This window comes from Burkholderia sp. AU33803, from assembly GCF_002223095.1.
Taxonomy (GTDB): Bacteria; Pseudomonadota; Gammaproteobacteria; order Burkholderiales; family Burkholderiaceae; genus Burkholderia.
Genome location: NZ_NKFJ01000004.1, coordinates 1,680,482 through 1,707,454, shown reverse-complemented (window position 1 = coordinate 1,707,454; position 26,973 = coordinate 1,680,482). Strand labels below are relative to the sequence as shown.

The 26,973-nt window shown below is 66.8% G+C and carries 26 protein-coding genes; 15 read left to right on the top strand and 11 right to left on the bottom strand.

Translation table 11 applies throughout. The features are described from left to right. Positions 1–6 precede the first annotated feature (6 nt). Complete coding sequence (locus tag CFB41_RS10410) at positions 7–1,746, bottom strand: fumarate reductase/succinate dehydrogenase flavoprotein subunit (RefSeq protein WP_089456405.1); 1,740 nt, start codon at positions 1,744–1,746, stop codon at positions 7–9. Beyond that, a complete protein-coding gene (locus CFB41_RS10405; protein WP_089456404.1) occupies positions 1,743–2,513 on the bottom strand; it encodes a GntR family transcriptional regulator in 771 nt (256 codons plus the stop codon). Before CFB41_RS10405 ends, CFB41_RS10410 begins: the two co-directional genes overlap by 4 nt. A 324-nt stretch (positions 2,514–2,837) precedes the next feature. On the opposite strand from CFB41_RS10405, the gene CFB41_RS10400 reads away from it, so the two are divergent. The 12 genes from CFB41_RS10400 to CFB41_RS10345 all read left to right on the top strand — a co-directional run bounded on the left by CFB41_RS10400 (position 2,838) and on the right by CFB41_RS10345 (position 13,831). Continuing rightward, positions 2,838–4,058: an MFS transporter gene (locus CFB41_RS10400; protein ID WP_089456403.1), complete on the top strand. Its 1,221-nt coding sequence runs from the start codon at positions 2,838–2,840 to the stop codon at positions 4,056–4,058. Between the two features lie 281 nt (positions 4,059–4,339). Then, a complete protein-coding gene (locus tag CFB41_RS10395; protein ID WP_006478536.1) occupies positions 4,340–4,741 on the top strand; it encodes a DnaJ family domain-containing protein in 402 nt (133 codons plus the stop codon). Beyond that, entirely contained in the window at positions 4,738–5,334 is a 597-nt protein-coding gene (gene tadA, locus CFB41_RS10390; protein WP_089440332.1) for a tRNA adenosine(34) deaminase TadA, read from the top strand. The genes CFB41_RS10395 and tadA overlap by 4 nt, the downstream gene beginning before the upstream one ends. 108 nt (positions 5,335–5,442) lie before the next feature. After that, complete coding sequence (gene ldcA / locus CFB41_RS10385; RefSeq protein WP_089440331.1) at positions 5,443–6,381, top strand: muramoyltetrapeptide carboxypeptidase; 939 nt, start codon at positions 5,443–5,445, stop codon at positions 6,379–6,381. A gap of 308 nt (positions 6,382–6,689) precedes the next feature. Next, positions 6,690–7,394 carry a GntR family transcriptional regulator gene (locus tag CFB41_RS10380; protein WP_089456402.1) on the top strand — a complete coding sequence of 235 codons (705 nt, stop codon included), beginning with the start codon at positions 6,690–6,692 and terminating at the stop codon, positions 7,392–7,394. 150 nt (positions 7,395–7,544) lie between these two features. After that, positions 7,545–9,029, top strand: a complete 1,485-nt coding sequence (locus tag CFB41_RS10375) for an NCS1 family nucleobase:cation symporter-1 (protein WP_089456401.1) — start codon at positions 7,545–7,547, stop codon at positions 9,027–9,029. A gap of 10 nt (positions 9,030–9,039) precedes the next feature. Beyond that, complete coding sequence (locus CFB41_RS10370; protein WP_069248243.1) at positions 9,040–9,831, top strand: aspartate/glutamate racemase family protein; 792 nt, start codon at positions 9,040–9,042, stop codon at positions 9,829–9,831. Between the two features lie 148 nt (positions 9,832–9,979). Next, positions 9,980–10,933 carry an allantoinase PuuE gene (gene puuE / locus CFB41_RS10365; protein ID WP_089456400.1) on the top strand — a complete coding sequence of 318 codons (954 nt, stop codon included), beginning with the start codon at positions 9,980–9,982 and terminating at the stop codon, positions 10,931–10,933. Next, a complete protein-coding gene (gene uraD, locus CFB41_RS10360; RefSeq protein ID WP_089456399.1) occupies positions 10,930–11,451 on the top strand; it encodes a 2-oxo-4-hydroxy-4-carboxy-5-ureidoimidazoline decarboxylase in 522 nt (173 codons plus the stop codon). Before puuE ends, uraD begins: the two co-directional genes overlap by 4 nt. 62 nt (positions 11,452–11,513) lie before the next feature. Beyond that, positions 11,514–12,527: an allantoicase gene (gene alc / locus CFB41_RS10355; RefSeq protein ID WP_089456398.1), complete on the top strand. Its 1,014-nt coding sequence runs from the start codon at positions 11,514–11,516 to the stop codon at positions 12,525–12,527. Then, positions 12,524–13,036, top strand: a complete 513-nt coding sequence (locus CFB41_RS10350) for an ureidoglycolate lyase (RefSeq protein ID WP_089440324.1) — start codon at positions 12,524–12,526, stop codon at positions 13,034–13,036. Before alc ends, CFB41_RS10350 begins: the two co-directional genes overlap by 4 nt. 378 nt (positions 13,037–13,414) lie before the next feature. Beyond that, positions 13,415–13,831, top strand: coding sequence for an ACT domain-containing protein (locus CFB41_RS10345; RefSeq protein WP_089456397.1), 417 nt, complete (start codon positions 13,415–13,417; stop codon positions 13,829–13,831). 99 nt (positions 13,832–13,930) lie between these two features. Here CFB41_RS10345 and CFB41_RS10340 read toward each other — a convergent pair whose 3' ends face one another. Both CFB41_RS10340 and uraH read right to left on the bottom strand, forming a co-directional pair. Beyond that, positions 13,931–15,124 carry a urate hydroxylase PuuD gene (locus CFB41_RS10340; protein ID WP_039342830.1) on the bottom strand — a complete coding sequence of 398 codons (1,194 nt, stop codon included), beginning with the start codon at positions 15,122–15,124 and terminating at the stop codon, positions 13,931–13,933. A gap of 52 nt (positions 15,125–15,176) precedes the next feature. Then, positions 15,177–15,530: a hydroxyisourate hydrolase gene (gene uraH, locus CFB41_RS10335; RefSeq protein WP_011352401.1), complete on the bottom strand. Its 354-nt coding sequence runs from the start codon at positions 15,528–15,530 to the stop codon at positions 15,177–15,179. Between the two features lie 519 nt (positions 15,531–16,049). On the opposite strand from uraH, the gene CFB41_RS10325 reads away from it, so the two are divergent. Then, complete coding sequence (locus CFB41_RS10325; protein ID WP_089456396.1) at positions 16,050–17,462, top strand: 8-oxoguanine deaminase; 1,413 nt, start codon at positions 16,050–16,052, stop codon at positions 17,460–17,462. A gap of 94 nt (positions 17,463–17,556) precedes the next feature. On the opposite strand, the gene CFB41_RS10320 is transcribed toward CFB41_RS10325, so the two are convergent. Both CFB41_RS10320 and CFB41_RS10315 read right to left on the bottom strand, forming a co-directional pair. After that, the gene (locus CFB41_RS10320; RefSeq protein ID WP_006762467.1) at positions 17,557–18,486 is read right to left on the bottom strand and encodes a LysR substrate-binding domain-containing protein; all 930 of its coding nucleotides are present in this window, start codon (positions 18,484–18,486) and stop codon (positions 17,557–17,559) included. Between the two features lie 221 nt (positions 18,487–18,707). Then, on the bottom strand, positions 18,708–18,917 hold the full coding sequence (locus tag CFB41_RS10315; protein ID WP_011352399.1) for a dodecin: 210 nt from the start codon (positions 18,915–18,917) through the stop codon (positions 18,708–18,710). A gap of 135 nt (positions 18,918–19,052) precedes the next feature. On the opposite strand from CFB41_RS10315, the gene CFB41_RS10310 reads away from it, so the two are divergent. Further along, positions 19,053–19,946 carry an NAD(P)-dependent oxidoreductase gene (locus CFB41_RS10310; RefSeq protein WP_089456395.1) on the top strand — a complete coding sequence of 298 codons (894 nt, stop codon included), beginning with the start codon at positions 19,053–19,055 and terminating at the stop codon, positions 19,944–19,946. Positions 19,947–20,012: 66 nt separating this feature from the next. On the opposite strand, the gene CFB41_RS10305 is transcribed toward CFB41_RS10310, so the two are convergent. From CFB41_RS10305 to CFB41_RS10290, 4 genes are all read right to left on the bottom strand, one after another. Beyond that, the gene (locus tag CFB41_RS10305) at positions 20,013–20,459 is read right to left on the bottom strand and encodes a hypothetical protein (protein ID WP_027784713.1); all 447 of its coding nucleotides are present in this window, start codon (positions 20,457–20,459) and stop codon (positions 20,013–20,015) included. Between the two features lie 333 nt (positions 20,460–20,792). Next, positions 20,793–21,224: a large conductance mechanosensitive channel protein MscL gene (mscL, locus tag CFB41_RS10300; protein WP_059233903.1), complete on the bottom strand. Its 432-nt coding sequence runs from the start codon at positions 21,222–21,224 to the stop codon at positions 20,793–20,795. 232 nt (positions 21,225–21,456) lie between these two features. Continuing rightward, positions 21,457–22,623 (bottom strand): M48 family metallopeptidase, encoded by a 1,167-nt coding sequence (locus tag CFB41_RS10295; protein ID WP_089456394.1) that lies wholly within the window; start codon positions 22,621–22,623, stop codon positions 21,457–21,459. Between the two features lie 88 nt (positions 22,624–22,711). After that, complete coding sequence (locus CFB41_RS10290) at positions 22,712–23,392, bottom strand: PspA/IM30 family protein (RefSeq protein ID WP_059233905.1); 681 nt, start codon at positions 23,390–23,392, stop codon at positions 22,712–22,714. 444 nt (positions 23,393–23,836) lie between these two features. Here CFB41_RS10290 and CFB41_RS10285 point away from each other — a divergent pair, with 444 nt between their 5' ends. Further along, a complete protein-coding gene (locus tag CFB41_RS10285; protein ID WP_089456393.1) occupies positions 23,837–26,353 on the top strand; it encodes a penicillin-binding protein 1A in 2,517 nt (838 codons plus the stop codon). An 86-nt stretch (positions 26,354–26,439) separates the two neighbouring features. Here the strand turns inward: CFB41_RS10285 and CFB41_RS10280 are convergent, their stop codons facing one another. Then, entirely contained in the window at positions 26,440–26,871 is a 432-nt protein-coding gene (locus CFB41_RS10280; protein ID WP_089456392.1) for a DUF3574 domain-containing protein, read from the bottom strand. Positions 26,872–26,973 lie beyond the last annotated feature (102 nt).

Here is a 26,973-nt window from a genome sequence, read left to right as displayed (position 1 = left end):
GGTTCCTCAGAGGGCGGCCGCGAGCGCGGCCGGTTCGCGGATGCGCAGATTCGTGTAGGCGCCGCGTTCGTCGTCGGCAAGCGGCACGACGTACGGTTCGACCGGCCGCTTCTCGCTGCGCATCGCGCCCGCGGCGTCCTTGCGCAGCCAGGTGTGGCAGAACCATTCGGCGTCGTTGCGATGCGGAAAATCGACGCGGTGGTGGTACAGCCCCCAGCGGCTCTCGGTGCGAAACAGCGACGCGCGCGCGGCCATTTCCGCGCAGTCGCGGATCGCACGCACTTCGGCGGCGCGCATCAGTTCGTGCGGATGATTCGCTTTTATCGCTTCGATGTCCTCAGTAATGGCGTCAAAGCGTTGCAGCCCGATTTCCATCTTGCGCGTCACCTTCGGCGGTTGCAGATAGTCGTTCACCATGCGGCGCAGCTTGTATTCGACCTGCGCCGGCGCCAGGCCGCGCTCGCGCAGCAGCGGGGCAAGCACGCGGGTGCGTTCGGCGGCGACCTGTTCGTCGTCCACCGGCGCATGCTCGCGGCCGGCCACGTAGTCGGCCGCGTTCTGCCCGGCAAACCAGCCGTACGTGAATGCGCCGAGCATGTAGTTGTGCGGGACGGCCGCCATGTCGCCGGCCGCGTAGAGCCCGGGCACGGTCGTCTCTGCGCGGGCGTTCACGTACACGCCGGATGCGCTGTGCCCGCTGCAGAAACCGATCTCGGAGATGTGCATCTCGACCATCTGGCTGCGGTAGTCGGTGCCGCGCCCGGCATGAAAGCGGCCGCGGCTCGGCCGCTCGTTCGTATGCAGGATCTGCTCGATGGTCTGGATCGTTTCTTCCGCGAGATGGTCGAGCTTCAGGAACACGGGGCCGTTGCCGCTTTGCAGTTCCTGGTAGAACTCCCACATCATCTGGCCGCTCCAGTAATCGCATTCGATGAAGCGTTCGCCCTTGCCGTTCGCGGTGAAGCCGCCGAGCGGGCCGGTGACGTACGCGCACGCGGGGCCGTTGTAGTCCTTGATCAGCGGATTGATCTGGAAGCATTCGAGATTCGCGAGCGCGGCACCGGCGTGGTACGCCATCGCATAGCCGTCGCCCGCGTTGGTCGGGTTCTCGTAGGTGCCCATCAGGTAGCCCGAGGCCGGCAGGCCGAGGCGACCGGCCGCGCCGCAGCAGAGAATCACGGCCTTCGCGCGGATCACGTGGAATTCGGCGGTGCGGCAGTCGAAGCCGAGCACGCCGCTTGCGCGGCCCTGCGCGTCGGTCAGCACGCGCGTCGCGACGATCCGGTTCGTGATCGCGATGCGCGCGCGCTTCAGCTGCCGGTACAGCACCTTCTTGATGTCGTGTCCTTCCGGCATCGGCAGCACGTACGAGCCCATGTGATGGACCTTCTTCACCGCATAGTCGCCGGTGCCGTCCTTCTCGAACTTCACGCCCCAGCGGTCGAGCTGTTCGATCGTTTCGAAGCTGTGCGTCGCATACGCGTACACGGCCTCCTGGTCGACGATGCCGTCGTTGGCGATCGTGATCTCGCGCGTGTACTGCTCGGGCGTCGCATGCCCGGGGATCACGGCGTTGTTCAGGCCGTCCATCCCCATCGAGATCGCGCCGCTGCGCTTCACGTTGGCCTTTTCGAGCAACAGCACGCGCAGGGACGGGTCGCGCTCCTTCGCCTTGATCGCCGCCATCGGGCCGGCCGTGCCGCCGCCCACCACGACGATGTCGTATTCGAGCACATGGGTAGTCATTGCTGTTTCCTTGCAGGTTTGCGCGGTTTCTGCCGGTCGATGCGCAGCCGGTACTGGAAGGCGTCGCCGCGGAAGTAGAGGTATTCGAAGTCGATCGGTGCGCCCGACGCGTCATGCGTGAGGCGCTCGATGCGCAGCACGGGGCTGCTTTCCTCGACGTGCAGCGCATCGACGATCTCGTCGTCGGCGAGGATCGCGTCGATCGACACGTCGGCATGGCCGAGCGGGATGCCGCAGTCGTTTTCCAGGACCAGGAAAATGTCGCGCGTCGCGAGATCGGCGGCCGCGAGGCGCTTGCCGAGGGCTTCGGGTACCCACGTCTGTTCGAGCGACACGGGCTCGCGATTGAGCAGCCGCACGCGATGAATCTCGACGAGCGGCGCGCCCTCGGGCACGTTCAGCTTCGTCGCGAGATGGCGGTCGGCCTTGACGGTGCGGAAGCTGCGCACCTGGTTGACGATCTCGTAGCCCATCGACGACATCGCCTCGGCGAAGCCCTGCAGCGACGTCACGTTCTGGAACGCCTTCGGCTTCGACACGAAGGTGCCCTTGCCGTGCAGCTTGAACAGCAGTCCTTCCTTCTGGAGATCGCCGAGCGCCTGGCGCACCGTGATGCGGCTGACGTCGAACATCGCGCAGAGTTCGTGCTCGGACGGCATCCGGCTGTGCGGCGCATAGGTGCCGTCGAGAATGCGCGCGCGCAGCGTGTCCTTGATCTGCACGTAGAGAGGAGCCGGCGACAGCGGCACGACGTTGGGGGAGGTCATCGGTCAACTTGTTATGACAAGATCGCTCGAGTGTAGTCAGCCGGATCGCGCGGCCCAACCAACTATTTCTGATTTCGACTTTCCGATTCCGGAAAAGCGCGGCGGCAGGGGGCAGACCGAACGGACCATCCGCCATGTGGTGTCGGCTCGCTTCGCCCGTTACGGGCGCAACGGATCGGCGGACAATCAAAAAATTCGCCGGCGTGTGTGCCGCGCATGTCGATTTCGCGGTGCGCCGCCCGTCGTATCCATGTCGACCGGGCCTTGCGCAAAGCAGGTGGCGCCCGGTTCCCGAGGATCGCCATCACGACAAGGAGGCACCCCATGCCGGATTCCCGATACCGCTGGATCATCGTCGCCGCGGGCGGCCTGATGGGCTGCATCGCGATCGGCGCGATGTTTTCGCTGCCGGTATTCCTGCGCGCGATCGCGCGCGACACGGGCTGGTCGGTGACCGGCATTTCCGGCGCGATGACGCTCGGCTTCATCGCGATGGCCTTCGCGAGCATCGCGTGGGGCAGCCTGTCGGACCGCATCGGCACGCGCCCGGTCGTCATCACGGGCGCCGTCCTGCTGTCGGCAAGCCTGGCGCTGGCGAGCCGCGCGCCGTCGCTGCTCGCGTTCCAGCTCACGTTCGGCCTCGCCGTCGGCGGCGCGACGGCTGCGATATTCGCGCCGATGATGGCGTGCGTGACCGGCTGGTTCGACACGCACCGCAGCCTCGCGGTGTCGCTCGTGTCGGCCGGCATGGGGATGGCGCCGATGACGATGGCCCCGCTGGCCGCGTGGCTCGTGTCGGTGCGCGACTGGCGCACGTCGATGCTGCTGATTGCGGTGCTGGCGGCCGTCGTGATGATTCCGGTGTCGTTGCTGGTGCGCCGGGCGCCCGCGCTCGACGGCGCGCGGGCGGCTTCAGCGGTGCCGGCGCCCGCCGGCGAGCCGGCGGCGATGTCGGTCGCGGCCGCGCTGCGTTCGCCGCAGTTCGTCGTGCTGCTGCTGACCAACTTCTTTTGCTGCGCGACGCATTCGGGCCCGATCTTCCATACGGTCAGCTACGCGGTGACGTGCGGGATCCCGCTGATCGCCGCGGTGTCGATCTACAGCGTCGAAGGGCTCGCCGGCATGGGCGGCCGGATCGCGTTCGGGATCCTGGGCGACCGCCTCGGCGCGAAGCGCATGCTGGTGGCCGGGCTGCTTGCGCAGGCGCTGGGGGCGCTCGGGTACTACTTCGTGCGCACGCTCGACGGGTTCTACGCGGTCGCGATCGTGTTCGGCTTCATCTACGCGGGCGTGATGCCGCTGTATGCGGTGCTGGCGCGCGAGAACTTCCCGCTGCGGATGATGGGCACGGTGATCGGCGGCTGCGCGATGGCCGGCAGCCTCGGGATGGCCGCGGGGCCGGTCGCGGGCGGCCTGATCGTCGATACGTTCGGCAGCTATGGCTGGCTGTATCTCGGCTCGTTTGCGATCGGTCTCGGCGCGTTCCTGATCGCGACGATGTTCCGTCCGTTCGCGAACGCGCGGCGGGAAGCGGCGGCTGCCTGAACCGGGAAAACGGGAAACAGGGCCGCGTCTTTTTTCCGGGGCGGCGCGGTTCCGTTGGCGTCGTCCCACACCAAAACGGAGCCCGACACGGGGCGCGATGACCGGTGTCCAGATGGCCCACAGCCCGCTGCAGCGCAGCAGAGCGGCAAATGAGACCGATCGGCGCGCATGCCCCGCGATTCGGCCCCTAAAAAGCACAATATCGAGCATATATTCGAAGGGCCTGTCATACCCGCGTCACCCTGCTAGAATTCGGCCTGCCGCATTGTTCCGATTGACTGATGAGATTGCTTGACGCCCTGGTCGAACAACGTATTGCCGCCGCCGCCGCGCGGGGCGAGTTCGACGATTTGCCGGGTACCGGCGCGCCACAGGCGCTGGATGACGACCTGCTCGTGCCCGAGGAGGTGCGGGTGGCCAACCGTATCCTGAAGAATGCGGGCTTCGTGCCGCCGGCCGTCGAGCAATTGCGCGCGCTGCGCAACCTGCATGACGAAGTGCAGGCGGTCAGCGATCGCGCCGCGCGGTGCCGGTTGCAGGCGAAGATCCTCGCACTCGACATGGCGCTCGAATCGCTGCGCGGCGGCCCGATGGTGATGCCGCGCGACTACTGCCGGCGCATCGCGGAGCGCCTGTGCGAGCGCGGGCTTGACGAAGCGTCCGCCGAAGCGGGGCCGATGTGACGTCCGACGCGCTGCACGACGCAGCCCGGTCGACAGTCGCCCCGGCGGCCGAACCCGCCGCCGAATCTCCCGTTCCCGAAGCCGCGCCCGTATCGGCGCGCGACCTGCATTTCATGCGTCTCGCCCAGGCTGCCGCCGAAGAGGCGCGCGCGGCCGGCGAAGTGCCGGTCGGCGCGGTGCTCGTGCGTGGCGACGAAGTGATCGCACGCGGCTTCAACCATCCGATCGGCGGGCACGACCCGTCCGCCCATGCGGAAATGGCCGCGCTGCGCATGGCCGCACAGCATCTGCAGAATTACCGGATGCCCGGCTGCGAACTGTACGTGACGCTAGAGCCGTGCCTGATGTGCGCGGGCGCGATCATGCACGCGCGCATCGCGCGCGTCGTCTACGGCGCCGCCGATCCGAAGACGGGCGCGTGCGGCAGCGTGATCGACGCATTCGCGAATCCGCAACTGAACCACCATACCGAAGTGACCGGCGGCGTGCTCGCCGACGAGTGCGGCGCCGCGCTGAAGTCGTTCTTCGCCGAGCGCCGTCGCGCGCTGCGCGAAGCACGGCTCGCCCGCGACGCCGACTCCGGCGCGTCATAGGCGCCCGCCGCGCCCGTCGCTCGACGCGAGCCGGGCGTGCACGGTTCCGTGAACCGGAGACGGTTCGGTCCCTCTAAGGGGTTTGACGACCCGACACCTTTCTTCGCCATGTCCTTCCAGCCTGCCGCGTCCTACACCATCCGCCTGCTTGCGCCGTCCGGCTATCCGCACGATCCGGACGCGATCAATCGCGCGCTCGAACGCCTCAGCACCGCGCAGCATCGCATCGAGAACATCGAAGCGACGCAGCGGCGCTTCCAGCGGTTCGGCGGCACCGACGGCGAGCGGGCAGGCGACCTGAACCGTCTTGCCGATCCCGAGCGGCCGCTGCCGGACATCGCGCTCGCGGTGCGCGGCGGCTATGGCGCGGCGCGCATCCTGCACGGGCTCGATTATCGCGGGCTCGAACGCCGGCTGCGCGACCAGCCGGTCGCGCTCGTTGGCCACAGCGATTTCACGGCGCTCCAGCTCGCGCTGTACGCGAAGGCGCGCATCAAGACGTTCGGCGGCCCGATGCTGTCCGCCGACTTCGGCGCGGAAACGCCGAGCGACTTCACGATGCAGCACTTCTGGCAGACACTGACGCAGCCGAGTACGACGATCATCGCCGAAGCACCGCAGGTGCAGACCGTGAACGTGACGGGCACGCTGTGGGGCGGCAACCTCGCGATCCTCACGTCGCTCGTCGGCACGCCGTACATGCCCGACATCGAAGGCGGCATCCTGTTCATCGAGGACGTCAACGAGCAGCCGTTCCGGATCGAGCGGATGATCTATCAACTGCATCTGTCGGGGCTGCTCGCGCGCCAGCAGGCGCTCGTGCTCGGCCAGTTCACCGGTGCGCGGCCGTTCGAGTACGACAACGGCTACGACATGCAGGCGATGATCGACCAGGTGCGCGCGGTGATCGGGATTCCGGTCGTGACGGGGCTTCAGTTCGGCCACGTGCCCGACCTGCTGACGCTGCCGTTCGGCGCACAGGCGCAACTGGTCGCGAATGCGCACGGGTTCCGGCTCACCGTGTCGGACTATCCGCACCTCGGTTGAGGCGGGCGCAGCCGGTCGAAAGGCGGGGGTTCCCGCCTTTTTCTTTATGTAAGCGCGCAACTAACGGTCAAATATTTTCGTCGACATCAGCATGCTCGCCGTCGGATCTTGCACCAGTTTTGTCAACAAAATGACCGGGCGGGTATACGACGAGAAGCACGTCTGTCATACGTCTTGTCCTTGTCGTGCATGGATTCGACGCATCGTGCACCGAACCGGGTCGCGGCGATGCACGCCGATTGTGCGCAATGCCGGAAAAGAATTGTTGACAATCTTTATGTCCGCCCTAGGATGAGGATCATCACACGATGCCGATCATGAACGAGCCCGAATCCCACCTGTCCGGTGCAGCCAGTCCCGAAGCGATCGCCGAGCGGATCCGCACGGCGATCCTCGAGCATCGGCTCGCGCCGGGCGCGAAGCTGACGGAAGCGCAGCTCTGCGAGGTGTTCAACGTGAAGCGCGGGGCGATCCGCCAGGCGCTCGCGCAGCTCGCGACCGACAAGCTGGTCGATCTGGAGCCGAACCGCGGCGCGTTCGTCGCGAGCCCGACGCTGCAGGACGTGCACGAGGTGTTCGAGATGCGCCGGATCATCGAGCTCGCCGTGGTCGAGCGGCTCGCGACCGGGCCCGGCGCCAAGCGGCTGAAGGGTGTCGCCGCGCTGATCGAGAAGGAACGCAAGGCGTTCCAGCGGCAGGACTTCGCGGCCTGGATTCGCCTGTCGGGCGAATTCCATACGGCGCTCGCGACGCTGATGGGCAATGCGACGCTCAGCGCGTGCCTCGAAGGGCTCGTCGCACGCTCGACGCTGATGTCGGCGCTGTACGAGTCGCACGGGCGCAGCCCGTGCTCGTGCGACGACCACGACGAGATTCTCGGTGCGCTGGAGGCCGGCGATCCGAAGCGGGCGGTGACGCTGATGGCGCACCACCTGCAGCATGTCGAACTGAAGATGCTGGACCGGCCCGCGCAAGGGCAGGTCGATTTGCGCGAAGTGTTCGGCGGCGCCTGAGCGGCGACGCGAACCCGGCCACGCGCCACAAGAACGAGCGAAATGCAGGCCCGCGGCATTTGCCGCGGGCCGCTGGTCCGACTCCGGGCGTCGATCCGGAGCGATATCGATGACGGTGGAGCGGCCTTGCGGCCGCGTCAAGGAGAAGTCATGGCTCAGTTCAGTGTGGCGCACGACAGCGCCTATCCGGCGGATGAAGGCGGCGAGGGCGGCGACCCGACACTGCCGAAGGGTTACAGCGAACGTCTGTACAACGAAGATTTGGCACCCCTGAAAAACCAGACATGGGGCGCGTACAACATCTTCGCGTTCTGGATGTCGGACGTGCACAGCGTCGGCGGCTACGTGTTCGCGGGGAGCCTGTTCGCGCTCGGGCTGACGAGCTGGCAGGTGCTGATCGCGCTGATCGTCGGGATCGGCTTCGTGAACCTGCTGTGCAACCTGATCGCGCGGCCGAGCCAGCAGATCGGCGTGCCGTATCCGGTCGCATGCCGCGCGACGTTCGGCGTGCTCGGCGCGAACGTGCCGGCCGTGATCCGCGGGCTGATCGCGATCGCGTGGTACGGGATCCAGACCTATCTCGCGTCGAGCGCGCTCGTGATCGTCGTGCTGAAATTCTTCCCGCAATGGCTGCCGTACGCGGACGTGCATCGCTACGGCTTCCTCGGGCTCTCGGCGGTCGGCTGGGCCGGCTTCATGCTGCTGTGGGTGCTCCAGGCGTTCGTGTTCTGGAACGGGATGGAGACGATCAAGAAGTTCATCGACTTCGCGGGGCCGGCCGTCTACGTCGTGATGTTCATCCTCGCCGGCTACATGGTGTGGCGCGCGGGCTGGCGCAACATCGGCCTCAACCTCGGCGGCGTGAAGTACCACGGCGCGGAAGTGATTCCGGTGATGATCACGGCCGTGTCGCTGGTCGTGTCGTACTTCTCCGGGCCGATGCTGAACTTCGGTGATTTCTCGCGCTACTGCCGCTCGTTCGGCGAAGTGAAGCGCGGCAATTTCTGGGGGCTGCCGGTCAACTTCCTCGCGTTCTCGCTCGTCACGGTGATCACGACGGCCGCGACGCTGCCGGTGTTCGGCGAACTCATCACCGATCCCGTCGAGACGGTCGGTCGCATCGACCATCCGACCGCGGTGATCCTCGGCGCGCTGACCTTCACGATCGCGACGATCGGCATCAACATCGTCGCGAACTTCGTGTCGCCCGCGTTCGACTTCTCGAACGTCGCGCCGCGCCTGATCAGCTGGCGCGCGGGCGGGATGCTCGCGGCCGTCGCGTCGATCTTCATCACGCCGTGGAACCTGTTCAACAACCCGGCCGTGATCCACTACACGCTCGACGTGCTCGGCGCGTTCATCGGCCCGCTGTACGGCGTGCTGATCGCCGACTTCTACCTCGTCAAGCGCGGCCGGCTCGTGCGCGACGACCTGTACACGATGTCGGAAAGCGGCACGTACTGGTACACGGGCGGCGTGAACCGCCGCGCGCTTGCCGCGCTGTTGCCGGCCGCGGTGATCGCGGTCGTCTGCGTGATGGTGCCGGGCTGGCAGGGCGTCGCGAACTTCTCGTGGTTCATCGGCGCGGGGCTCGGCTTCGTGTTCTACCGGCTGCTCGTGAGCGCGAAGGCCTGAGGAGCATGCGATGAAGATCCGACTGATCAATCCGAATACGACCCAGCGGATGACCGACGCGATGGGCCGCTGCGCGCGCGAGGTCGCGGCCGCCGGCACGGAGATCGTCGCGGTGAGCCCGCCGATGGGGCCGCCGTCGATCGAAGGGTATTACGACGAGGCGCTCGCGACGCCGGGGCTGCTCGCCGAGATCGTGCAGGGCGAGCGCGACGGCTGCGATGCATACGTGATCGCGTGCTTCGGCGATCCGGGCCTGTACGCGGCGCGCGAGCTCGCGCGCGGGCCGGTGATCGGCATCGCCGAGGCCGCGATGCATGCGGCGAGCGTGCTCGCGCCGGGCTTCTCGGTCGTCACGACACTCGCGCGCACCTGCGGGATGGCTTGGCATCTCGCCGAGCGCTACGGGATGAAACGGTTTTGCCGCAACGTGCGCGCGACCGACGTCGCGGTGCTCGAGCTCGACCGGCCGGGCTCGGCCGCGCGCCGGATCATCGTCGACGAATGCCGGCGCGCGCTCGACGAGGACGGCGCCGACGCGATCGTGCTCGGTTGCGCGGGGATGGCCGAGTTCGCGCACGAGATCGAGCAGCAGATCGGCGCGCCGGTGGTCGAGGGCGTCACGGCGGCCGTCAAGTGGGCCGAGGCGCTCGTCGCGCTGCGCCTCGCGACCGCGAAGCGCGGCGACTACGCGCGCCCGCTGCCGAAGCGCTACGACGGCGCGTTCGCCCGCTTCAGCCCGCCGGACGGGGATCAGGCGGAACCGGTCGCGAATTTGCCGCAACCGCACATACACACCGTCTGACACGCACTATCTGCGCCGCTGTATGGGCGCGTATGGGCGTTTTCGCTAAACTGGGCCGTCATCGCATCGGCTTGCGCAGCCGGCCTCCGGCCCCCGTGCAGTCGATGCGAACCCATTATTTCAGCGAGCTTTCGCCGCACTTCGAACCATGTCACTCGATCCCAACTATCCTCGCGACCTGATCGGCTACGGCCGCCATCCCGTTCAGGCGAACTGGCCGGGGCGCGCCCGCGTCGCCGTGCAATTCGTGCTGAATTACGAGGAGGGCGGCGAGAACTGCGTGCTGCACGGCGATCCGGGCTCCGAGCAGTTCCTGTCGGAAATCGTCGGCGCCGCCGCGTATCCCGACCGCCACATGAGCATGGAGTCGATCTACGAATACGGTTCGCGGGCCGGCGTGTGGCGCATCCTGCGCGAATTCGAGAAGCGCGGGTTGCCGCTGACGGTATTCGGCGTCGGCATGGCGATCGAACGCCATCCGGAGCTCGCGCGCGCGTTCGTCGAGCTGGGCCATGAAATCGCGTGCCACGGCTGGCGCTGGATCCACTACCAGAGCATGACGCCGGAACTCGAGGCCGAGCACATGCGCCTCGGGATGGAAGCGATCGAGCGCGTGACGGGCGAGCGCCCGCTCGGCTGGTACACCGGCCGCGACAGCCCCAATACGCACCGCCTGGTCGCGGAATACGGCGGCTTCCTGTACGACTCCGACAACTACGGCGACGACCTGCCGTTCTGGATGGACGTCGAAGTGTCGGGCGGCAAGAAAACGCCGCAACTGATCGTGCCGTACACGCTCGACACGAACGACATGCGCTTCGCGACGCCGCAGGGCTTCAACACCGGCGATCACTTCTTCGACTACCTGCGCGATGCATTCGACGTGCTGTACGCGGAAGGCGACGAAGCGCCGAAGATGCTGTCGATCGGCATGCACTGCCGGTTGCTCGGCCGGCCGGGCCGGTTCCGCGGGCTGCAGCGTTTCCTCGACCACATCGAGAAGCACGATCGCGTATGGGTGACGCGCCGTGTCGATATCGCGCGTCACTGGCGTGAACATCATCCGTATCAGCCCAATCATCGAAACGAAGGGAAAGCATGAAGGCGATGCGCTACACGTTGGAACAACTGAACACGATGGCGCCGAGCGCATTTGTCGCGGCACTGTCGGGGATCTTCGAACATTCGCCGTGGGTGGCGGAAGTCGCCGCGGGCCAGCGGCCGTTCGCGAGCATCGATGCGCTGCACGAGACGATGTCGGGTGCGGTGGAAACGGCCGGCGAAGCGCGCCAGCTCGCGCTGATCAACGCCCACCCGGAGCTGGCCGGCAAGGCTGCCGTGCGCGGCGAGCTGACCGCCGAGTCGACGCGCGAGCAGAGCGGCGCGGGCCTCGACCAGTGCACGCAGGAAGAGTTCGACAAGCTGCTGACGCTGAACCGCACGTATCGCGAGAAGTTCGGCTTCCCGTTCATCCTCGCGGTGCGCGGCTATGACCGGCACGGCATCATCGCGAACTTCGAGTCGCGCGTGAATCACTCGCGCACCGAGGAACTGCGGGCGAGCCTCGACCAGATCTACCGGATCGCGCGCTTCCGCCTCGACGACCTGATCGACGCCTGACATCGCAATACGGCCTGCTGCGTCGCAGCGGCCTGATCGCCTCACTGAAACAAGGAAACATCATGGCTGTTCCGCTTCTCGATCCCAACGCACCCGACTTCACGCGGCGCTACGTGAACCTGGCCGACCCGCGTCTCGGTGCGCAGGCGCTCGAAGCCAGCGACGATTTCTTCGCGCCGAAGGACCGGATGCTGAACCCCGAGCCTGCCGTGTTCATCCCCGGCAAGTACGACGACCACGGCAAGTGGATGGACGGCTGGGAAACGCGCCGCAAGCGCACGACGGGCTACGACTGGTGCATCGTCAAGCTCGCGCGCCCGGGCGTGATCAAGGGCTTCGACATCGACACGAGCCACTTCACCGGCAACTTCCCGCCGGCTGCATCGATCGAGGCCGCGTTCGTGGCCGACGGCGCGCCGACGCATGCGACCGAGTGGGTCGAGATCGTGCCGTCGACGACGCTGCAGGGCAACAGCCATCACTACGTCGAAGCGAGCAATGCGCGCGCCTTCACGCACCTGCGCGTGAACATCTATCCGGATGGCGGCATTGCACGCCTGCGCGTGTACGGCCAGCCGCAGCTCGACTGGGCCGGCGCGAGCGCGACCGAGCAGTTCGATCTCGCGGCGATGGAAAACGGCGGTTACGTGGTGGCCGCGAACAACCAGCACTTCGGCGTCGCGTCGAACCTGCTGCTGCCGGGCCGTGGCGTGAACATGGGCGACGGCTGGGAAACCCGCCGCCGCCGCGAACCGGGCAACGACTGGGCGATCATCGCGCTTGCGCAGCCGGGCGTGATCCGCAAGATCGAAGTCGATACCGCGTTCTTCAAGGGCAACTACCCGGACCGCTGCTCGATCCAGGCCGCGTACGTGTCGGGCGGCACGGACAGCTCGCTGATCACGCAATCGATGTTCTGGCCGGTGCTGCTCGGCGAGCAGAAGCTGCAGATGGACAAGCAGCACTACTTCGAACAGGACATCGCGTCGCTCGGCCCCGTCACGCACGTGCGACTGAACATCATTCCGGACGGTGGCGTGTCGCGCCTGCGTCTGTGGGGGACGCTCGACAAATGAAGACGCTTGCCATCGAACCGCTGACCAAGGAAGCGTTCGCGCCGTTCGGCGACGTGATCGAAACGCAAGGGGCGAAGCAGATCCCGATCAACCTCGGCACCACGATCCGCTTTCACGATCTCGCGAAAGTCGACGTGACCGATGAAGGCGGCCGCACGCTCGTCAACCTGTTCCGCGGCCAGCCGCGCACGCTGCCGTTCGAAGTGAAGATGCTCGAGCGGCACCCGCTCGGCAGCCAGGCGTTCGTGCCGCTGAACGACCAGCCGTATCTCGTCGTCGTCGCGCCCGCGGGCGATCTCGATCCGGCGAAGATCCGCGCGTTCGTGACGAGCGGCTGGCAGGGCGTGAACTATGCGAAGGGCGTGTGGCATCACCCGCTGATCGCGCTCGGCGGCGTCAGCGACTTCATCGTCGTCGATCGCGGCGGCGACGGCCTGAACCTGAACGAGCAGGACCTGCAGGAATCGCTGTGGCTCACCGAGGATGCACTGGATGCGGTGACGGCCTGAGTCGCCGGCGTTGCTGCCGGCGTCTGACGAAACCCGCGCATCATGCGCGGGTTTTTTTATGCGTGGCCGATTCGGCGAGATTCAGGTCGTCGCGCTTTTGCGCGCGTCACGGCGCGGCCGGCGGCTCCTGTTCGTATGCGCGATGCAGCAGCGCGACGAACGACGATGCGTCGGGCAGCGTCGTCGCGCCGAACCGGCGCACGGCCAGTATCACGTCGTGTATCCGGAGCGCATCCTGGACGATCCGCCTACCGTGCGCTGTGCGACCGGCTCGCAGATGAACGCGTTGCGACGATGCGCGCGTCGTGGTGGCGTCTGCGCGTGCTATCGTGCCCGAATCTTGACCGCGCGACGCCCGGTTCCGGGCATGTTCCTCCGATGAGCCAACCTGAAAACGACCTCGCGATCCTGCTGCGCACGATGCAGCCCCAACTGCATCCGGGCGCGTTCGCCTTCGTATCGCTGCCGACCGACGCAGGCGTATCGTTATCCGAAGTAATCGCAACGTTTCGCGAAGCGGAAGGGCTGACGGTCGTGGTCGAAGAGGAGACGGCAGCGCGTCACGGCTGGCCCGTGCTGTTCCGCTCGGCCTGGATCACGCTGACCGTGCATTCCGACCTTGCGGCTGTCGGCCTCACGGCGGCGTTCGCACGCGCGCTGGGAGCGGCCGGAATCAGTTGCAACGTGATGGCGGCTGCGTGCCACGACCACATCTTCGTGCCGTTCGACGACGGCCCGCGCGCACTCGATGCGCTCGTCGCGCTCCAGCGCGACGCGATGCGCGCTGAGCGCTGAGCGTTGGCAACGCCGCTGCAACACGCAAAAAAAACGGGCCCGTAACGGGCCCGCGAACGGAAAGGATTGCGCCGGAATACGACCCCGGCGCACGGCGGCTTACTTGTTCGCGCCACCCTCGAACCACGCGGCGAGCTTCGTGCGCTCGTCGTCGGTCATGTGCGTGACGTTGCCGATCGGCATCGCCTTCAGGCGCACGGCCTGTTCATAGATACGCTGCGCATTCTTCGACACTTCGTCCGGCGTGTCGAACATCACGCCTGCGGGCGCGCTGCCCATCAGCGTCGGCTTCGCCGAGTGGCACTCGACGCAGCGCTGCTGCAGGATCGGCATGATGTCGTTGATCACGACCTTCGGCGCGTTCGCGGCCTGCGCTTCCGGCGCGACCGGCTTCGGCGTCGTCCAGACCAGTGCGCCGGCCAGCAATGCGACACCGCCGATCGGCAGGTACCACAGCTGCTTGCCGCGGTGGCGCATCACGAAGAACTGGCGAATCAGCGCGCCGGCCAGCATGATCAGCACGAGCACGACCCAGTTGAACTTGTTCGTGTACGTCATCGCATAGTGGTTCGACAGCATCGCGAACACGACCGGCAGCGTGAAGTACGTGTTGTGCACCGAGCGCTGCTTGCCGCGCTTGCCGTAGATCGGGTTCGGCTCTTCGCCCTTGAGCATCTTGTCGACCATCTTGCGCTGGCCGGGGATGATCACGAAGAACACGTTCGCCGACATGATCGTCGCGAGCATCGCGCCGACGATCAGGTACGCGGCACGACCCGCGAAGATGTGGCACGCGAGGTACGCGGCGGCGACCACGTAGATGCCGACGCAGATGCCGAGCACGCGGTCGTTGGTGCCGAGGATGCGGCACAGCGAGTCGTAGACGATCCAGCCGGCCGCGAGGAAGCCGAGTGCGGACGCGACGGCGACCACCGGGCCCATGTCGAGCACGCTCTTGTCGATCAGGTAGGTGTTCGGCGCGAGCAGGTAAAGCACGAAGAACAGCGAGAAACCCGACAGCCAGGTCGTGTACGACGGCCACTTCGACCAGTGCAGGTCATCCGGCATTTCCGGCGGGGCGACCGTGTACTTCTGCATGTTGTAGAAGCCGCCGCCGTGGACGTGCCACAGCTCGCCGAACACACCGCGCTTGCGCTGGTTCGGGTCGGTCGGCGGTTTCAGGCTGTTGTCGAGCGCGACGAAATAGAACGACTCGCCGATCCACGCAATGGCGACGATGACGTGCAGCCATCGCAGCGCGAGGTTCAGCCAGTCGGTGATGAAGCCTTCCATGAAACTCCTCCAGACTCAAATCGTTTGTTTGATGCGGGCGCTGATTCGAATGTCAGCTGCCGCGATAGGTGCTGTACGACCACGGCGACACGAGCAGCGGCACGTGGTAGTGCGAGCCGGTGTCGGCGATGCCGAAGCGGAGCACGACGCGATCGACGAAGCGGGGTTCGGGCACCTTCACGCCGAGCGACGCGAAGTAGTCGCCGGCATGGAACACGAGTTCGTATTCGCCGGCGGCGAGCGCGGCGCCTTCGAGCAGGGGTTCGTCGCAGCGGCCGTCGCTATTGGTCAGCACGGTCTTGATCGCGCGGCGCGATTCGCCGTCCAGCGCGTAGAGGTCCACCTTGATTGCAGCGCCGGGACGGCCGTGCGCCGTATCGAGTACGTGGGTAGTGAGCTTTCCCATTCGTTGTGTCCTTGTGTGAATGCGAGGTTCGGCGGCGACTCGATCCATGACTGTGCGGCGGATCGAGGCTCCACGTCACGTGGCTACATACCCGTCGGCGAGATTGAAGCGAGCGCCGTGCAGGCATTGTAAAAAGGTTCCCCACGCAAATACGGGCGCGATATCAAAGATAATGCGCCGCGCATGAGCGGCTGTCGACGGCACGCCGGAGGCGGCTTCCGGCGGGCTTTCGGCAGGCGTTTCGGGCCGCCGGCGGGGTGTTGCGCGGCGTACCATATTGAAACCGTGAAACGCGGTATTCCGGATCGCGCATTGTGTGCGGCGCGCGCTTGGGCGATCCTCCCGCCGTGCGCGTCGGCCCGTGGCCCGCGCGTACCCCGAAGACGGCGAGCACGCCGGGTAACCGGGCCAGGGCGTTCGAACGGACGCAGGCACCGGCGCGTGCCGCGATTCAGCGTTCGAACGGCTGTGTGACCGCCTCCAGGACAGCCCCTGGGGGCAGACCGACGCGGAGAACGCATGAACCTCGAGCAGCACGCTGGCGCACGCGCGCCGAATACCTCCTCATCCCGCCCGACAACCCTGCTGGTCAAGCACGCCGACGTGCTCGTGACCATGGACGACACGCGTCGCGAGCTGCGCGACGCGGGGCTCTACATCGAAGACAACCGGATCGTCGCGGTCGGCCCGACCGCCGAGCTGCCCGAGACGGCCGACGAAGTGCTCGACCTGCGCGGCCATCTCGTGATCCCGGGGCTCGTGAACACGCATCACCACATGTACCAGAGCCTGACGCGCGCGGTGCCCGCGGCGCAGAACGCCGAGCTGTTCGGCTGGCTCGCGAACCTGTACAGGATCTGGGCCCATCTGACGCCCGAGATGATCGAGGTGTCGACGCTCACCGCGATGGCCGAACTGCTGCAGTCGGGCTGCACGACGTCGAGCGATCATCTGTACATCTATCCGAACGGCAGCCGCCTCGACGACAGCATCGGCGCCGCGCAGCGGATCGGCATGCGTTTTCACGCGAGCCGCGGCGCGATGAGCGTCGGCCAGCGCGACGGCGGGCTGCCGCCCGATTCGGTCGTCGAGCGCGAGCCGGACATCCTGCGCGACACGCAGCGCCTGATCGAGACCTATCACGACGAAGGCCGCTACGCGATGCTGCGCGTGGTGGTTGCGCCGTGCTCGCCGTTCTCGGTGAGCCGCGACCTGATGCGCGACGCGGCCGTGCTCGCGCGCGAATACGGCGTGTCGCTGCACACGCACCTCGCGGAGAACGTCAACGACATCGCGTACAGCCGCGAGAAGTTCGGGATGACGCCGGCCGAATATGCGGAAGATCTCGGCTGGGTCGGCCACGACGTATGGCATGCGCACTGCGTGCAGCTCGACGATGCGGGTATCAGCCTGTTCGCGCGCACCGGCACGGGCGTCGCGCACTGCCCATGCTCGAACATGCGGCTCGCGTCGGGTATCGCGCCGGTGAAGAAGATGCGTCTCGCGGGCGTGCCGGTCGGCCTCGGCGTCGACGGCTCCGCATCGAACGACGGCGCGCAGATGGTCGCGGAAGTGCGGCAGGCGCTGCTGTTGCAGCGGGTCGGTTTCGGGCCCGATGCGATGACCGCGCGCGAAGCGCTCGAGATCGCGACGCTCGGCGGCGCGAAGGTGCTGAACCGCGACGACATCGGCGCGCTGAAGCCCGGCATGGCCGCGGACTTCGCCGCATTCGACCTGCGCCAGCCGCTGTTTGCGGGCGCGCTGCACGATCCGGTCGCGGCGCTCGTGTTCTGCGCGCCGTCGCAGACGGCGTACACGGTGGTGAACGGGAAGGTGGTGGTAAGGGAAGGGCGTCTGGCGACGCTCGACCTGCCGCCCGTCATCGCGCGTCACAACGCGCTCGCGCAGGCACTGGTCGAGGCATCGCGCTAAAGGAACGCCGGCGCCATCGGGCGGCCGCGTTGCCGCCGGGCAGGCCGCCGGCAGTCGCCACGCCCCGCCGAAACGGCGCGGGCGGCGCGCGCCGTTACGCCTCGATCAGCGTGCGGGTGGCTTCGGCGACGAGGCTGCGCAGCCAGCGCACTTCGTCGGAGTAATGGCAGCGTTCGTGCCACAGCTGGTAGTACTGCATCGGCGGGAAGTCGAGCGGCGCCGGCACGACCGACAGCGGCAGGAACTTCGCGTAGTGATCGGCGAACAGTCGCGTCGTCGTGAAGATCAGGTCGGACTTCACGAGCACGTACGGTGCGAGGTTGAAGTACGGCAGCGTGACGACCACGTGGCGCTTGAGCCGTTCGCGCGCGAGATGCACGTCGATCGCGCCGCGCTGGCCGACCGAGTACGGCGTCGGCGCGAGATGCGGGGCGTTCAGGTACTGGTCGAGCGTGAGCCCGCCGCGCTTCGCGAACGGGTGCGTGTTGCTCATCAGGCAGACGATTTCATCGACGAACAGGTTCGACAGGTGCAGCTGCTCGGGCGGTTCGGGCCAGTTGCCGACGACGATGTCGAGCTTGCCGTCTTCCAGCGCGAGCTCGTAGTCGAATGCGGGGCCGAGCGAATGGAACTCGAGCGTCGCGTTCGGCGCGGCCTGGCGGAAGCGCTCGACCACGGTCGGCACGAACAGCACGTTCAGGTAGTCGGGGCAGCCGATCCGGTAGCAGCGAATCGACGTGGCCGGATCGAAATTGTGCTGCTGGAACTTGATGCGCTCGATTTCACGCAGCGCGTTCTGCACGGGCTCGAGCAGGCGCAGCCCGTATTCGGTCGGCACCATGCCGGATTTGCCGCGCACCAGCAGCGGATCGCCGGTGATGTCGCGCAGGCGCCGCAGCGCGGCGCTGATCGCCGGTTGCGACTGGTTCAGTTTGACGGCCGCGCGCGTGACGCTGCGCTCCATCAACAAGGTGTGCAAGACGCGCAAGAGGTACGTGTCGATCGCCTCGCGTTGCTGACTCATGTTATCTCCGGTTTATATGGCTGGGCTGATCGAGAGGTGGGGTGGGTATATCGTTTTTAATATGAATGAAAATCAGCGTCAAGAGATGGATACCCGCAGGTACCCGTCGGCCGGGCCGCGAAGGGGCCCGAACGGGGGGGCGAAGTGAAGCGCGCGGCGCCGCGCGGAAAGCGCGTTGCACGGATCCGGTCAGCGGCGCGGCGTGTGACGCAGGGGGCGCGTCAGTCGTCGATGCGCATGCCGACTTTCAGCGTGACCTGCCAGTGCACGACCTGGTCGCCTTCGATGTGGCCGCGCGTTTCGGTCACCTGGAACCAGTGCAGGTTGTGCAGCGTCTTGCCGGCTTTCGAGATCGCGTTGCGGATGGCGTCGTCGCTCGATTGCTTCGACGAGCCGGTCAGCTCGATCATCTTGTACACGTGGTCGCTCATGATGCGCTCCCTGGGATGTCGGTATGGATGGCCGGCGCAAGCCGTGGTCCCGAAGCGGCGCCGCGCGTGCCCGGCTTCTTGAGTGATAGGTATGATGGGCGGCAAGTTCAACCCATATCGGAGACGAGGAGCATCGTGGAAGTCGGATTTTGCGGACCGGGATTGATGGGCGCGCCGATGATTCGGCATTTGCTGGCGGCAGGGCATCGGGTCAGCGTGTGGAACCGCTCGCGCGACAAGGCCGAGGCGCTCGTGAAGGACGGCGCGCAGGTGGTCGGCACGCCGCGCGAACTGGCGGAGCGCGTCGAGACGGTATTCGTGTGCGTGCTCGACGGCCGCGCGGTGGGCGATGTCGTGTTCGGCGAGCACGGCCTGCTCTCCGGCGATGCACCTGCGCGTCGCCTGCAGCGCATCGTCGATCATTCGAGCATTGCGCCCGCCGCCACGCTCGATTACGCGGCGCGTGCCGCGGCGCTCGGCGTCGGCTGGGTCGATGCGCCGGTGTCGGGCGGCGTGCCCGGCGCGCAGGCCGGCACGCTCGCGGTGATGGCCGGCGGCCGTGCGGCCGATCTCGACGCAGTGCGGCCGCTGATCGATACCTACGCGTCGCGGATCACGCACATGGGCGACGCGGGCGCGGGGCAGACGGCGAAGCTGTGCAACCAGGCGATCGTCACCGCGACGGTGACCGCGATCGCCGAGGCCGTCGGTCTGGCGCAGGCGAGCGGCATCGATGCCGCTCGGCTCGCCGAAGCGCTGGCCGGCGGCTGGGCCGATTCGGTGCTGTTGCAGACGTTCGTGCCGCGCATGACGTCGGGCGGTCATGCTCCGATCGGCGCGCTCGGCACGTTCCAGAAGGACGTCGATGCGATCGCCGACGCGGCGCGCGACACGGGCGCCGTGATGCCCGTATCGGCCGCCGTGCAGCAGGTGTTGCGGCTCGGCGCCGCGCAAGGGCTCGCCGGTGCCGATTTCGCCGCATTCATCGACATCGTGCGGCCCGGCAACGGGCGTCAGCAGGTGTCGTGACGGGCAAGCGGGGCGTGTGAATGGCAGATGGGCCGCCCGGAGGCGGCCCATCGAATGGCAGGGTGATCAGCCGAGGGAGCGTGGTGTCGTGTCGCCGGCGTTCTGGCGGCCGAGCCCGCCGCGCAGGCTCGCTTTCGTGCCTGCACCAAACTCGGGCAGGATGCGCGCACGCGCACGGCTCGCGAACACGAGGAAGCCGAAGCCGTTTGCTTCATACCAGTATCCGCCGTTCTCGAGGCCGTCCAGCGGCTGCTCGAGCGCGTTGGCGATCGATTCGATGCAGCGCTTGCGCAACTCGGCGATGGCGGGATAAGGCGGCTGGGCGCCGCGTACGCTGCACAGGAGCACGTCGAGACCGGGCAGCACATGTGCGTACAGGACGGGTTCGTCCTGCGCGCGGGCGCGGGCAATCTTGGTGTCGAGCTGGGCAAACGGTTTCGAGTGGCGCAATACCGCGAGGAATGACTCCTGGCCATCCTGCTGGGCACGCCGACGTTTTTTCGGGAAGGACATAAACACTCGCCTCAAAAACAATTGCAAGAAATGCGGCACTTTCATGCGACCCACTCCCGGCTATGTACGCCGCATGTCGATCCTTTATAGCACACGAAAATGCTGCCTTCGTGCAGTACGACGATCAATGTCTCCCGTCGACCTGCTCGCCATGATCGACACAGCCAGCGTCTTGGCGCCCGTACTGTCGTTTAGTCTCCATCATAGACCTGCTTTCCCCGCGCGTGCATTCGCCCGTCACAAAAAAGTGAGATAGGCCGCATGCGGCGGCGCATCGCGCACGCAATAAAAAGGCCCGCACGGGGCGGGCCGGGCTGGCGGGGCGCCGGGCGATCAGCGCTGCTTCAGCGAATCGCGGATCTCGCGCAGCAGCACCGTATCTTCCGGCGTCGCGGCCGGTGCGGCTTCGTCCGGCTTGCGCAGCTTGTTGATGAATTTCACCATCAGGAAAATGATGAACGCGAGGATGACGAAATTGATCGCCACCGTGATGAACGACCCGTAGCCGAACGCGGCGACACCCGCGGCCTGCAGGTCCTTGAACGAATCGGGATTACCCTTGAACGTCGGGGGGATGGTGCCGAGCAGAACGAACTTGTTCGAGAAATCCAGGCCGCCGGTCAGCACGCCGATGACCGGCATGATGAGGTCTTTCACGACCGAGTCGACGATCTTCGAGAACGCGCCGCCGATGATCACGCCAACGGCGAGATCCATGACGTTGCCCTTGACGGCGAACTCCTTGAATTCCTTGATGATGCTCATGAGCGGCTTTCTCCTGTGTGGGGCGAGGGGAGGCGTGCCGCGACGCGCAGGGATGCAGAGCGTCGAATGAGGGTCGGTGGCACGCCGATGGCCGCATGATAGCGAACGCTCCCCGTTGCCGGTAGTCCATCTTGAAATGATTGACAAATCCGCGCGTCGGCGCGGCCGGCCCAGCAGGAGAGCGTGGCGTGCATTGCAGCGCGTCGCGGGGGCGTCGACGCGCTGCGTCGCGTCAGGTGTTGTCGTCGGTCCAGCCGTCGTCGTTGCTGCCGAGATCCATGCCGCCGCCGCCACCGTTGCCGTCGCTCCAGTTCGAACTGTCGCCGCGGCCGAGGTCGAAGCCCGGGTCGTTCTCCTGCCGGCGGCGTTCGCCGTCGACGATCACGTCGCGTTCGACCACGCGCTCGCGGCCACCGGACATCGCCTCGCCGAGCAATACGCCGGTCAGCAGCCCGCCCATGCCGCCGCCGAACCCGCCGCCGCCTTGCTGGATCACCACCGGCGGTTGCTGTTGCGGGTAGGGCTGCTGAGGATACGGCTGGCCTGGCGCGCCCGTCATGCGATCGGCTTCCTGCGCATACACGGAACCGCTGCCGTTCGCCGGTGCCGCGGGTTGCGCGGCCGGGTCGGGACGGCCTTCGACGCGTGCCTTCACGCTCGCATGACGCTGTTCGAGTTCGTCGACGCGATACGGCGGCACCGGATTCTTGCCGTTCGACAGCGTTTCGACGAGCGTGCGCGCATCGGTCTCGATCGCTTCGAGTTCGCCCGTGAGCGCCGCGGCGCCGGGCGCCGTCGACAGCTTCGCGTCGAGCTTCAGCGGGCGGATGTCGTTCAGCACGTCGGTGGCGCGCTTGAGCTGCGTGCGGCGTTCTTCGTCGGCGCGGCTGTCGTCGGCCGTGCGTGCACGCCGCAGCGTCCAGCGCAGCACCAGCGCGATCACCGCGGCGAGCACCCCGAAGCCGATCCACATGCCGGTCGACGGGCCGTGTTTTTCGGCCGGCGCGACAGCGGGAGCGAGCCCCGGCTGCAGCGTGCCGGCCTGCGTGGCCGACGGTACGTTGCCGCTCACGCGCGCGGCGTCGGCGCGGATGCGCGACTCCGTCTGCGCGAAGCGCGATGCGTCGGTGAACTTGAGTTGCGGATCGAGCGACTTCGCGCGCTGCAGCTGCTCGAGTGCGTCGGACGCGCGGCCTTCGCGGTCCAGCACCTGTGCGTACAGGTAGCGCGCATGCGCGTTGTTCGGGTGGGCGTCGATGACTTGCGACAGCTGCGTGTCGGCTTGCTGCCAGTTGCGTTGCGCGATCGATTGCTCGACCTGCTGCAGCGACGGGACCGCAAACGCGGCGGACGACAGCACCATCAGCGAGAGGCCGAGTGCGGCGAGAGATTTCTTCATGGTCGAACCGGGCGCAGGCGCCCGTCTCCTGACGATCGGTTCGCGCCGCGCCCGGGGCGGGCGGCGGCGCGGTGGCCCGCAGCGGCCGTTACTGCGCGGGCGTGTCGAGTTGCTTCTTCAGCGCGGCGAGGCGATCCTCGACCGACGGGCCCTTGTTCAGCGCGGCGAGCTTGTCGTCGAGCGCCTTGCCGCTCGACGTGTCGGCCGAATTCAGGCGCGCGTCCGAGCGGGCGTTCTGCAGCGCGACCTTGTCCTCGAGCTTCTGGAAATCCTCGGACAGGTTCTTGCCGCCGATGCCGCCCAGGGCGCTGGCCGCGACGTCCTTCGCCTGCGCGATTTCCTGCTTGGCCTGCAGGATGTTCGAGCGTGCATTCAGGTCGTTGCGGCGCTGACGCATGTCGGCGATCTGCCCCTTCAGCTTGTCGACCGACGGCTCGAGCGTCGTCAATTCGGCTGCGAGCGCGTCACGCTCGGCTTCCGCGTTCGACTGCGCGGCGAGCGCCTCGCGGGCGAGCGCTTCGTCACCGGACTGCAGCGCGCGCTTCGCGCCGTCCTCGTACTTCTTCACCTTGTCGTCGGCCGCATCGCGCTTGCTGCGCTGGGTCGCGACCTGTGCCTCGATCTCGATCAGCGAATTCTCGGCACGGCCGATGCTGTCGTCGAGCTCCCGCACGATCTGCCGTGCGTCGCGCGACGGATCCTGTACCGAATCGGCCGCATCGTTCAGCAGGCCTTTGATCGTGCGCGAAACAGAGTCGAAAAGCGACATGAAATCCTCCGTGGTTGAAAGGCGCCGCATGAGAGCGGCAGTGCCCGTTGCGAGCCGGTTCCGACCCGCATGAGCCGGCGGATATTACACCACCGGTTCACTTAAATACGGCTTAAACGCGCGAGTTCAAGCGGCTTGCGCATCACGATGTCGAACCTTTCGCGATTGAAAGAAAGCCGGCGCGTGCGCGCGATATTGCGTGTCCATGATAGGCAGAGGATGCCGACAATACGTTCCTCAAATCACGGCATTGCGGGAATTTTTACAAAAAATCGCGAAGGCCCCCGGTCGATTTCATTAAAATGCGCTGTCACGTCGCGGGAACGGATCGCCGCGCGGCGGGGTCTGTCGACGTGACAGCCGCATCACGCTGTATCCGCTCTGATTCATTCGCCTGCATTTCCGCATGCGTCCAAGGGTGCCACGACCGCCCGCCATTCCGACATGCCAATTATCAAACGACCGTCTTCTTCTTCCGACAGGAACGAACCCCACTACACGCTGCGCCGTTCGCCGTCCGGAGCCTATTACCCCGACGACGACGATCGCGACGACGACCGCCGCACCCAGCGCAGCGGCGGCGGAGGACGCGGCCGCTCGTTCGGCTCGCGCGTCATGCTGTGGTTCGCCGGCCTCATCGCGACGCTGGCGATCGTCGGCGCGCTGATCGTCGGCTACGCGCTGGTCGTGATGGCGCCGCAACTGCCGTCGCTCGACGCGCTGACCAACTACCAGCCGAAGGTGCCGCTGCGCGTGTTCACGGCCGATCATGTGCTGATCGGCGAATTCGGCGAGGAACGCCGCAGCCTCGTGCGTTTCCAGGAGATTCCGGACGTGATGAAGAAGGCGGTGCTCGCGATCGAGGACTACCGCTTCTATGAACACGGCGGCGTCGACTTCGTCGGCATCCTGCGCGCGGGTGTCGCCGACCTGATGCACGGCGGTGCGCGCCAGGGCGCGAGCACGATCACGATGCAGGTCGCGCGCAACTTCTTCCTGTCGAGCGAGAAGACCTACACGCGCAAGATCTACGAAATGCTGCTCGCGTACAAGATCGAGAAGGCCCTGACGAAGGACCAGATTCTCGAGCTGTACATGAACCAGATCTATCTCGGCCAGCGCTCGTACGGCTTCGCGGCCGCCGCGCGCGTGTATTTCGGCAAGGACCTGAAGGACATCACGCTCGCGGAAGCGGCGATGCTCGCCGGGCTGCCGAAGGCGCCGTCCGCGTATAACCCGGTGGTCAATCCTAAGCGTGCGAAGGTGCGCCAGGAATACATCCTGAAGCGCATGCTCGAGGTCGGCTACATCACGCAGCCGCAGTACGACGCGGCCGTGAAGGAAGAGATCCACGTGCGCACGCCGGGCAACCAGTACGCGGTGCACGGCGAGTACGTCGCCGAGATGGTGCGGCAGATGATGTACCAGCAGTACAAGGACGAAACCTATACGCGCGGGCTGACCGTCACGACGACGATCAACTCGTCCGACCAGGAAGCCGCGTACCAGGCCGTGCGTCGCGGCATTCTCGACTACGAGCGCCGCCACGGCTATCGCGGGCCGGAAGCGTCGATCAAGCTGCCCGCGGCCGGCGACGACCGCGACGAGGCGATCGACGACGCGCTTGCCGATCACCCGGACAACGGCGACCTGCAGTCGGCGGTCGTGCTGTCGGCATCGCCGAACGCGGTCGAGGTGCAGTTCGTCGGTGGCGCGACCACGACGATCGGCCCGGCCGGGCTGCGCTTCGTCGCGGGCGCGCTCAGCCCCCGCGCGAACGACACGCTGCGCATCAAGCCGGGCTCGGTCGTGCGCGTGCTGAAGGACGGGAAGACGGGCTGGCAGGTCGTGCAGCTGCCGCAGGTCGAAGGCGCGCTCGTCGCGATCGCGCCGCAGGATGGCGCGATTCGCTCGCTCGTCGGCGGCTTCGACTTCAACAAGAGCAAGTTCAACCATGTGACGCAGGCCTGGCGGCAGCCGGGCTCGTCGTTCAAGCCGTTCATCTACTCGGCGTCGCTCGACAAGGGGCTCGGGCCGGCGACGATGATCAACGACGCGCCGCTGTACTTCCCGCCGAGCGTGCCGGGCGGCACCGCCTGGGAGCCGAAGGACGACGACCAGCCGGACGGCCCGATGACGATGCGCACCGGCCTGCAGCGTTCGAAGAACCTCGTGTCGATCCGGATCCTCGCGTCGATCGGCACGCAGTATGCGCAGCAGTACGTGACGCAGCGCTTCGGCTTCGATCCCGCGAAGACGCCGCCTTACCTGCCGATGGCACTCGGAGCGGGCCTCGTGACGCCGCTGCAGCTCGCGACCGGCTATGCGGTGTTCGCGAACGGCGGCTACAAGGTCGATCCGTACCTGATCGCCGAAGTCGACGACGCACACGGCCAGGCGCTGCAGAAATCGCAGCCGGTGCTCGCGGGCAGCACGGCGCCGCGCACGATCGAAGGCCGCAATGCATACGTGATGAACAGCCTGCTGCATTCGGTCGCGACGGCCGGCACGGGCGCGGGCACCAACGTACTGGGCCGCAGCGACCTGCAAGGCAAGACGGGTACGACGAACGACGCGAAGGACGGCTGGTTCGCCGGCTACCAGCAATCGCTCGTCGCGGTCGCGTGGATGGGCTTCGACCAGCCGAAGAGCCTCGGCAGTCGTGAGTTCGGCGCGCAGCTCGCATTGCCGATCTGGGTGAACTACATGCGCACCGCGCTGAACGGCGTGCCGGAGCAGCAGATGCCGATGCCGGACGGCCTGACGTCGATCGACGGCGAGCTGTACTACGCCGATCGCACGCCGGGCAATGGCTTCGTCGCCAACGTCGACATCAACCCGGCCGAGAATTCGATCAGCGCGAACGATGCGCTCGGCTCGGCTGGCGCGGCGGGGCTTGCGCCGCCGCCCGTCACGCCGCAGGAGAAGCAGCAGATCATGGACATGTTCGAGAACAAGTAAGCGGCACGCCGCGGTTCCGGCATGCGACGGGCGCCTTCGGGCGCCCGTTTTTTTGTGCGAACGGCCGGCAAACGGAGACGCGTGGATCAGAACGATGCGCAGGCCGGCACGACCGTCATGCCGACCGATTGCTGGTGAAATCGCTGCATGTACGCTTGCCGGATCGCGGCGAGTCGCGCACGTGTCTCGGGCGTATCGTCGGCGATGATACGGATCACGAAGCTGTCTTCGCGCGTGATCCGGCCGCTTGTCTGGTCGCGCCACTGGCCGTGTGTGTCCCAGTAGGTGAGGCCGTCGGGGAAGCGTGGTGTGACCGTGTCGGCGAGGAATGCCGCGCGCTCCGCATCGGTGACGGGGCCGCGCCCCGTGATGTCGCGCCCGAACAGCAGGTCGGCCTGCAGCATGCGGTTTTCGCCCGGCTGCGTGCAAACCGGCAGTGCGTTGACGACGGGCGACGGCGGTGCCGCGCAACCGGCGAGCAGGGCGATCGCCATGACGCAGGCGGCCAGCGGCCGCATCTGCCCATTTCGTGACGATCGACCTCCCCGCGCGCAAAACGCTGCGCGCTCAACCACTTGCGTGCTTGTCCGGCGGGTTATCAACAGGGCTGTCAACATAAT

Excerpts from the sequence above, each read along its gene's own strand:
- ldcA (WP_089440331.1), top strand. The coding sequence starts at position 5,443 with ATGTCCTTCCAGCCTGCCGCGTCCTACACCATCCGCCTGCTTGCGCCG.
- uraH (WP_011352401.1), bottom strand. The coding sequence starts at position 15,530 with ATGGGAAAGCTCACTACCCACGTACTCGATACGGCGCACGGCCGTCCC.
- uraD (WP_089456399.1), top strand. The coding sequence starts at position 10,930 with ATGAAGGCGATGCGCTACACGTTGGAACAACTGAACACGATGGCGCCG.
- CFB41_RS10285 (WP_089456393.1), top strand. The coding sequence starts at position 23,837 with ATGCCAATTATCAAACGACCGTCTTCTTCTTCCGACAGGAACGAACCC.
- CFB41_RS10325 (WP_089456396.1), top strand. The coding sequence starts at position 16,050 with ATGAACCTCGAGCAGCACGCTGGCGCACGCGCGCCGAATACCTCCTCA.
- CFB41_RS10410 (WP_089456405.1), bottom strand. The coding sequence starts at position 1,746 with ATGACTACCCATGTGCTCGAATACGACATCGTCGTGGTGGGCGGCGGC.
- CFB41_RS10395 (WP_006478536.1), top strand. The coding sequence starts at position 4,340 with ATGAGATTGCTTGACGCCCTGGTCGAACAACGTATTGCCGCCGCCGCC.
- mscL (WP_059233903.1), bottom strand. The coding sequence starts at position 21,224 with ATGAGCATCATCAAGGAATTCAAGGAGTTCGCCGTCAAGGGCAACGTC.
- CFB41_RS10345 (WP_089456397.1), top strand. The coding sequence starts at position 13,415 with ATGAGCCAACCTGAAAACGACCTCGCGATCCTGCTGCGCACGATGCAG.
- alc (WP_089456398.1), top strand. The coding sequence starts at position 11,514 with ATGGCTGTTCCGCTTCTCGATCCCAACGCACCCGACTTCACGCGGCGC.
- CFB41_RS10315 (WP_011352399.1), bottom strand. The coding sequence starts at position 18,917 with ATGAGCGACCACGTGTACAAGATGATCGAGCTGACCGGCTCGTCGAAG.
- CFB41_RS10380 (WP_089456402.1), top strand. The coding sequence starts at position 6,690 with ATGCCGATCATGAACGAGCCCGAATCCCACCTGTCCGGTGCAGCCAGT.
- CFB41_RS10290 (WP_059233905.1), bottom strand. The coding sequence starts at position 23,392 with ATGTCGCTTTTCGACTCTGTTTCGCGCACGATCAAAGGCCTGCTGAAC.
- CFB41_RS10280 (WP_089456392.1), bottom strand. The coding sequence starts at position 26,871 with ATGCGGCCGCTGGCCGCCTGCGTCATGGCGATCGCCCTGCTCGCCGGT.
- CFB41_RS10295 (WP_089456394.1), bottom strand. The coding sequence starts at position 22,623 with ATGAAGAAATCTCTCGCCGCACTCGGCCTCTCGCTGATGGTGCTGTCG.
- CFB41_RS10340 (WP_039342830.1), bottom strand. The coding sequence starts at position 15,124 with ATGGAAGGCTTCATCACCGACTGGCTGAACCTCGCGCTGCGATGGCTG.
- CFB41_RS10320 (WP_006762467.1), bottom strand. The coding sequence starts at position 18,486 with ATGAGTCAGCAACGCGAGGCGATCGACACGTACCTCTTGCGCGTCTTG.
- CFB41_RS10305 (WP_027784713.1), bottom strand. The coding sequence starts at position 20,459 with ATGTCCTTCCCGAAAAAACGTCGGCGTGCCCAGCAGGATGGCCAGGAG.
- CFB41_RS10405 (WP_089456404.1), bottom strand. The coding sequence starts at position 2,513 with ATGACCTCCCCCAACGTCGTGCCGCTGTCGCCGGCTCCTCTCTACGTG.
- CFB41_RS10400 (WP_089456403.1), top strand. The coding sequence starts at position 2,838 with ATGCCGGATTCCCGATACCGCTGGATCATCGTCGCCGCGGGCGGCCTG.
- puuE (WP_089456400.1), top strand. The coding sequence starts at position 9,980 with ATGTCACTCGATCCCAACTATCCTCGCGACCTGATCGGCTACGGCCGC.
- CFB41_RS10350 (WP_089440324.1), top strand. The coding sequence starts at position 12,524 with ATGAAGACGCTTGCCATCGAACCGCTGACCAAGGAAGCGTTCGCGCCG.
- CFB41_RS10370 (WP_069248243.1), top strand. The coding sequence starts at position 9,040 with ATGAAGATCCGACTGATCAATCCGAATACGACCCAGCGGATGACCGAC.
- CFB41_RS10375 (WP_089456401.1), top strand. The coding sequence starts at position 7,545 with ATGGCTCAGTTCAGTGTGGCGCACGACAGCGCCTATCCGGCGGATGAA.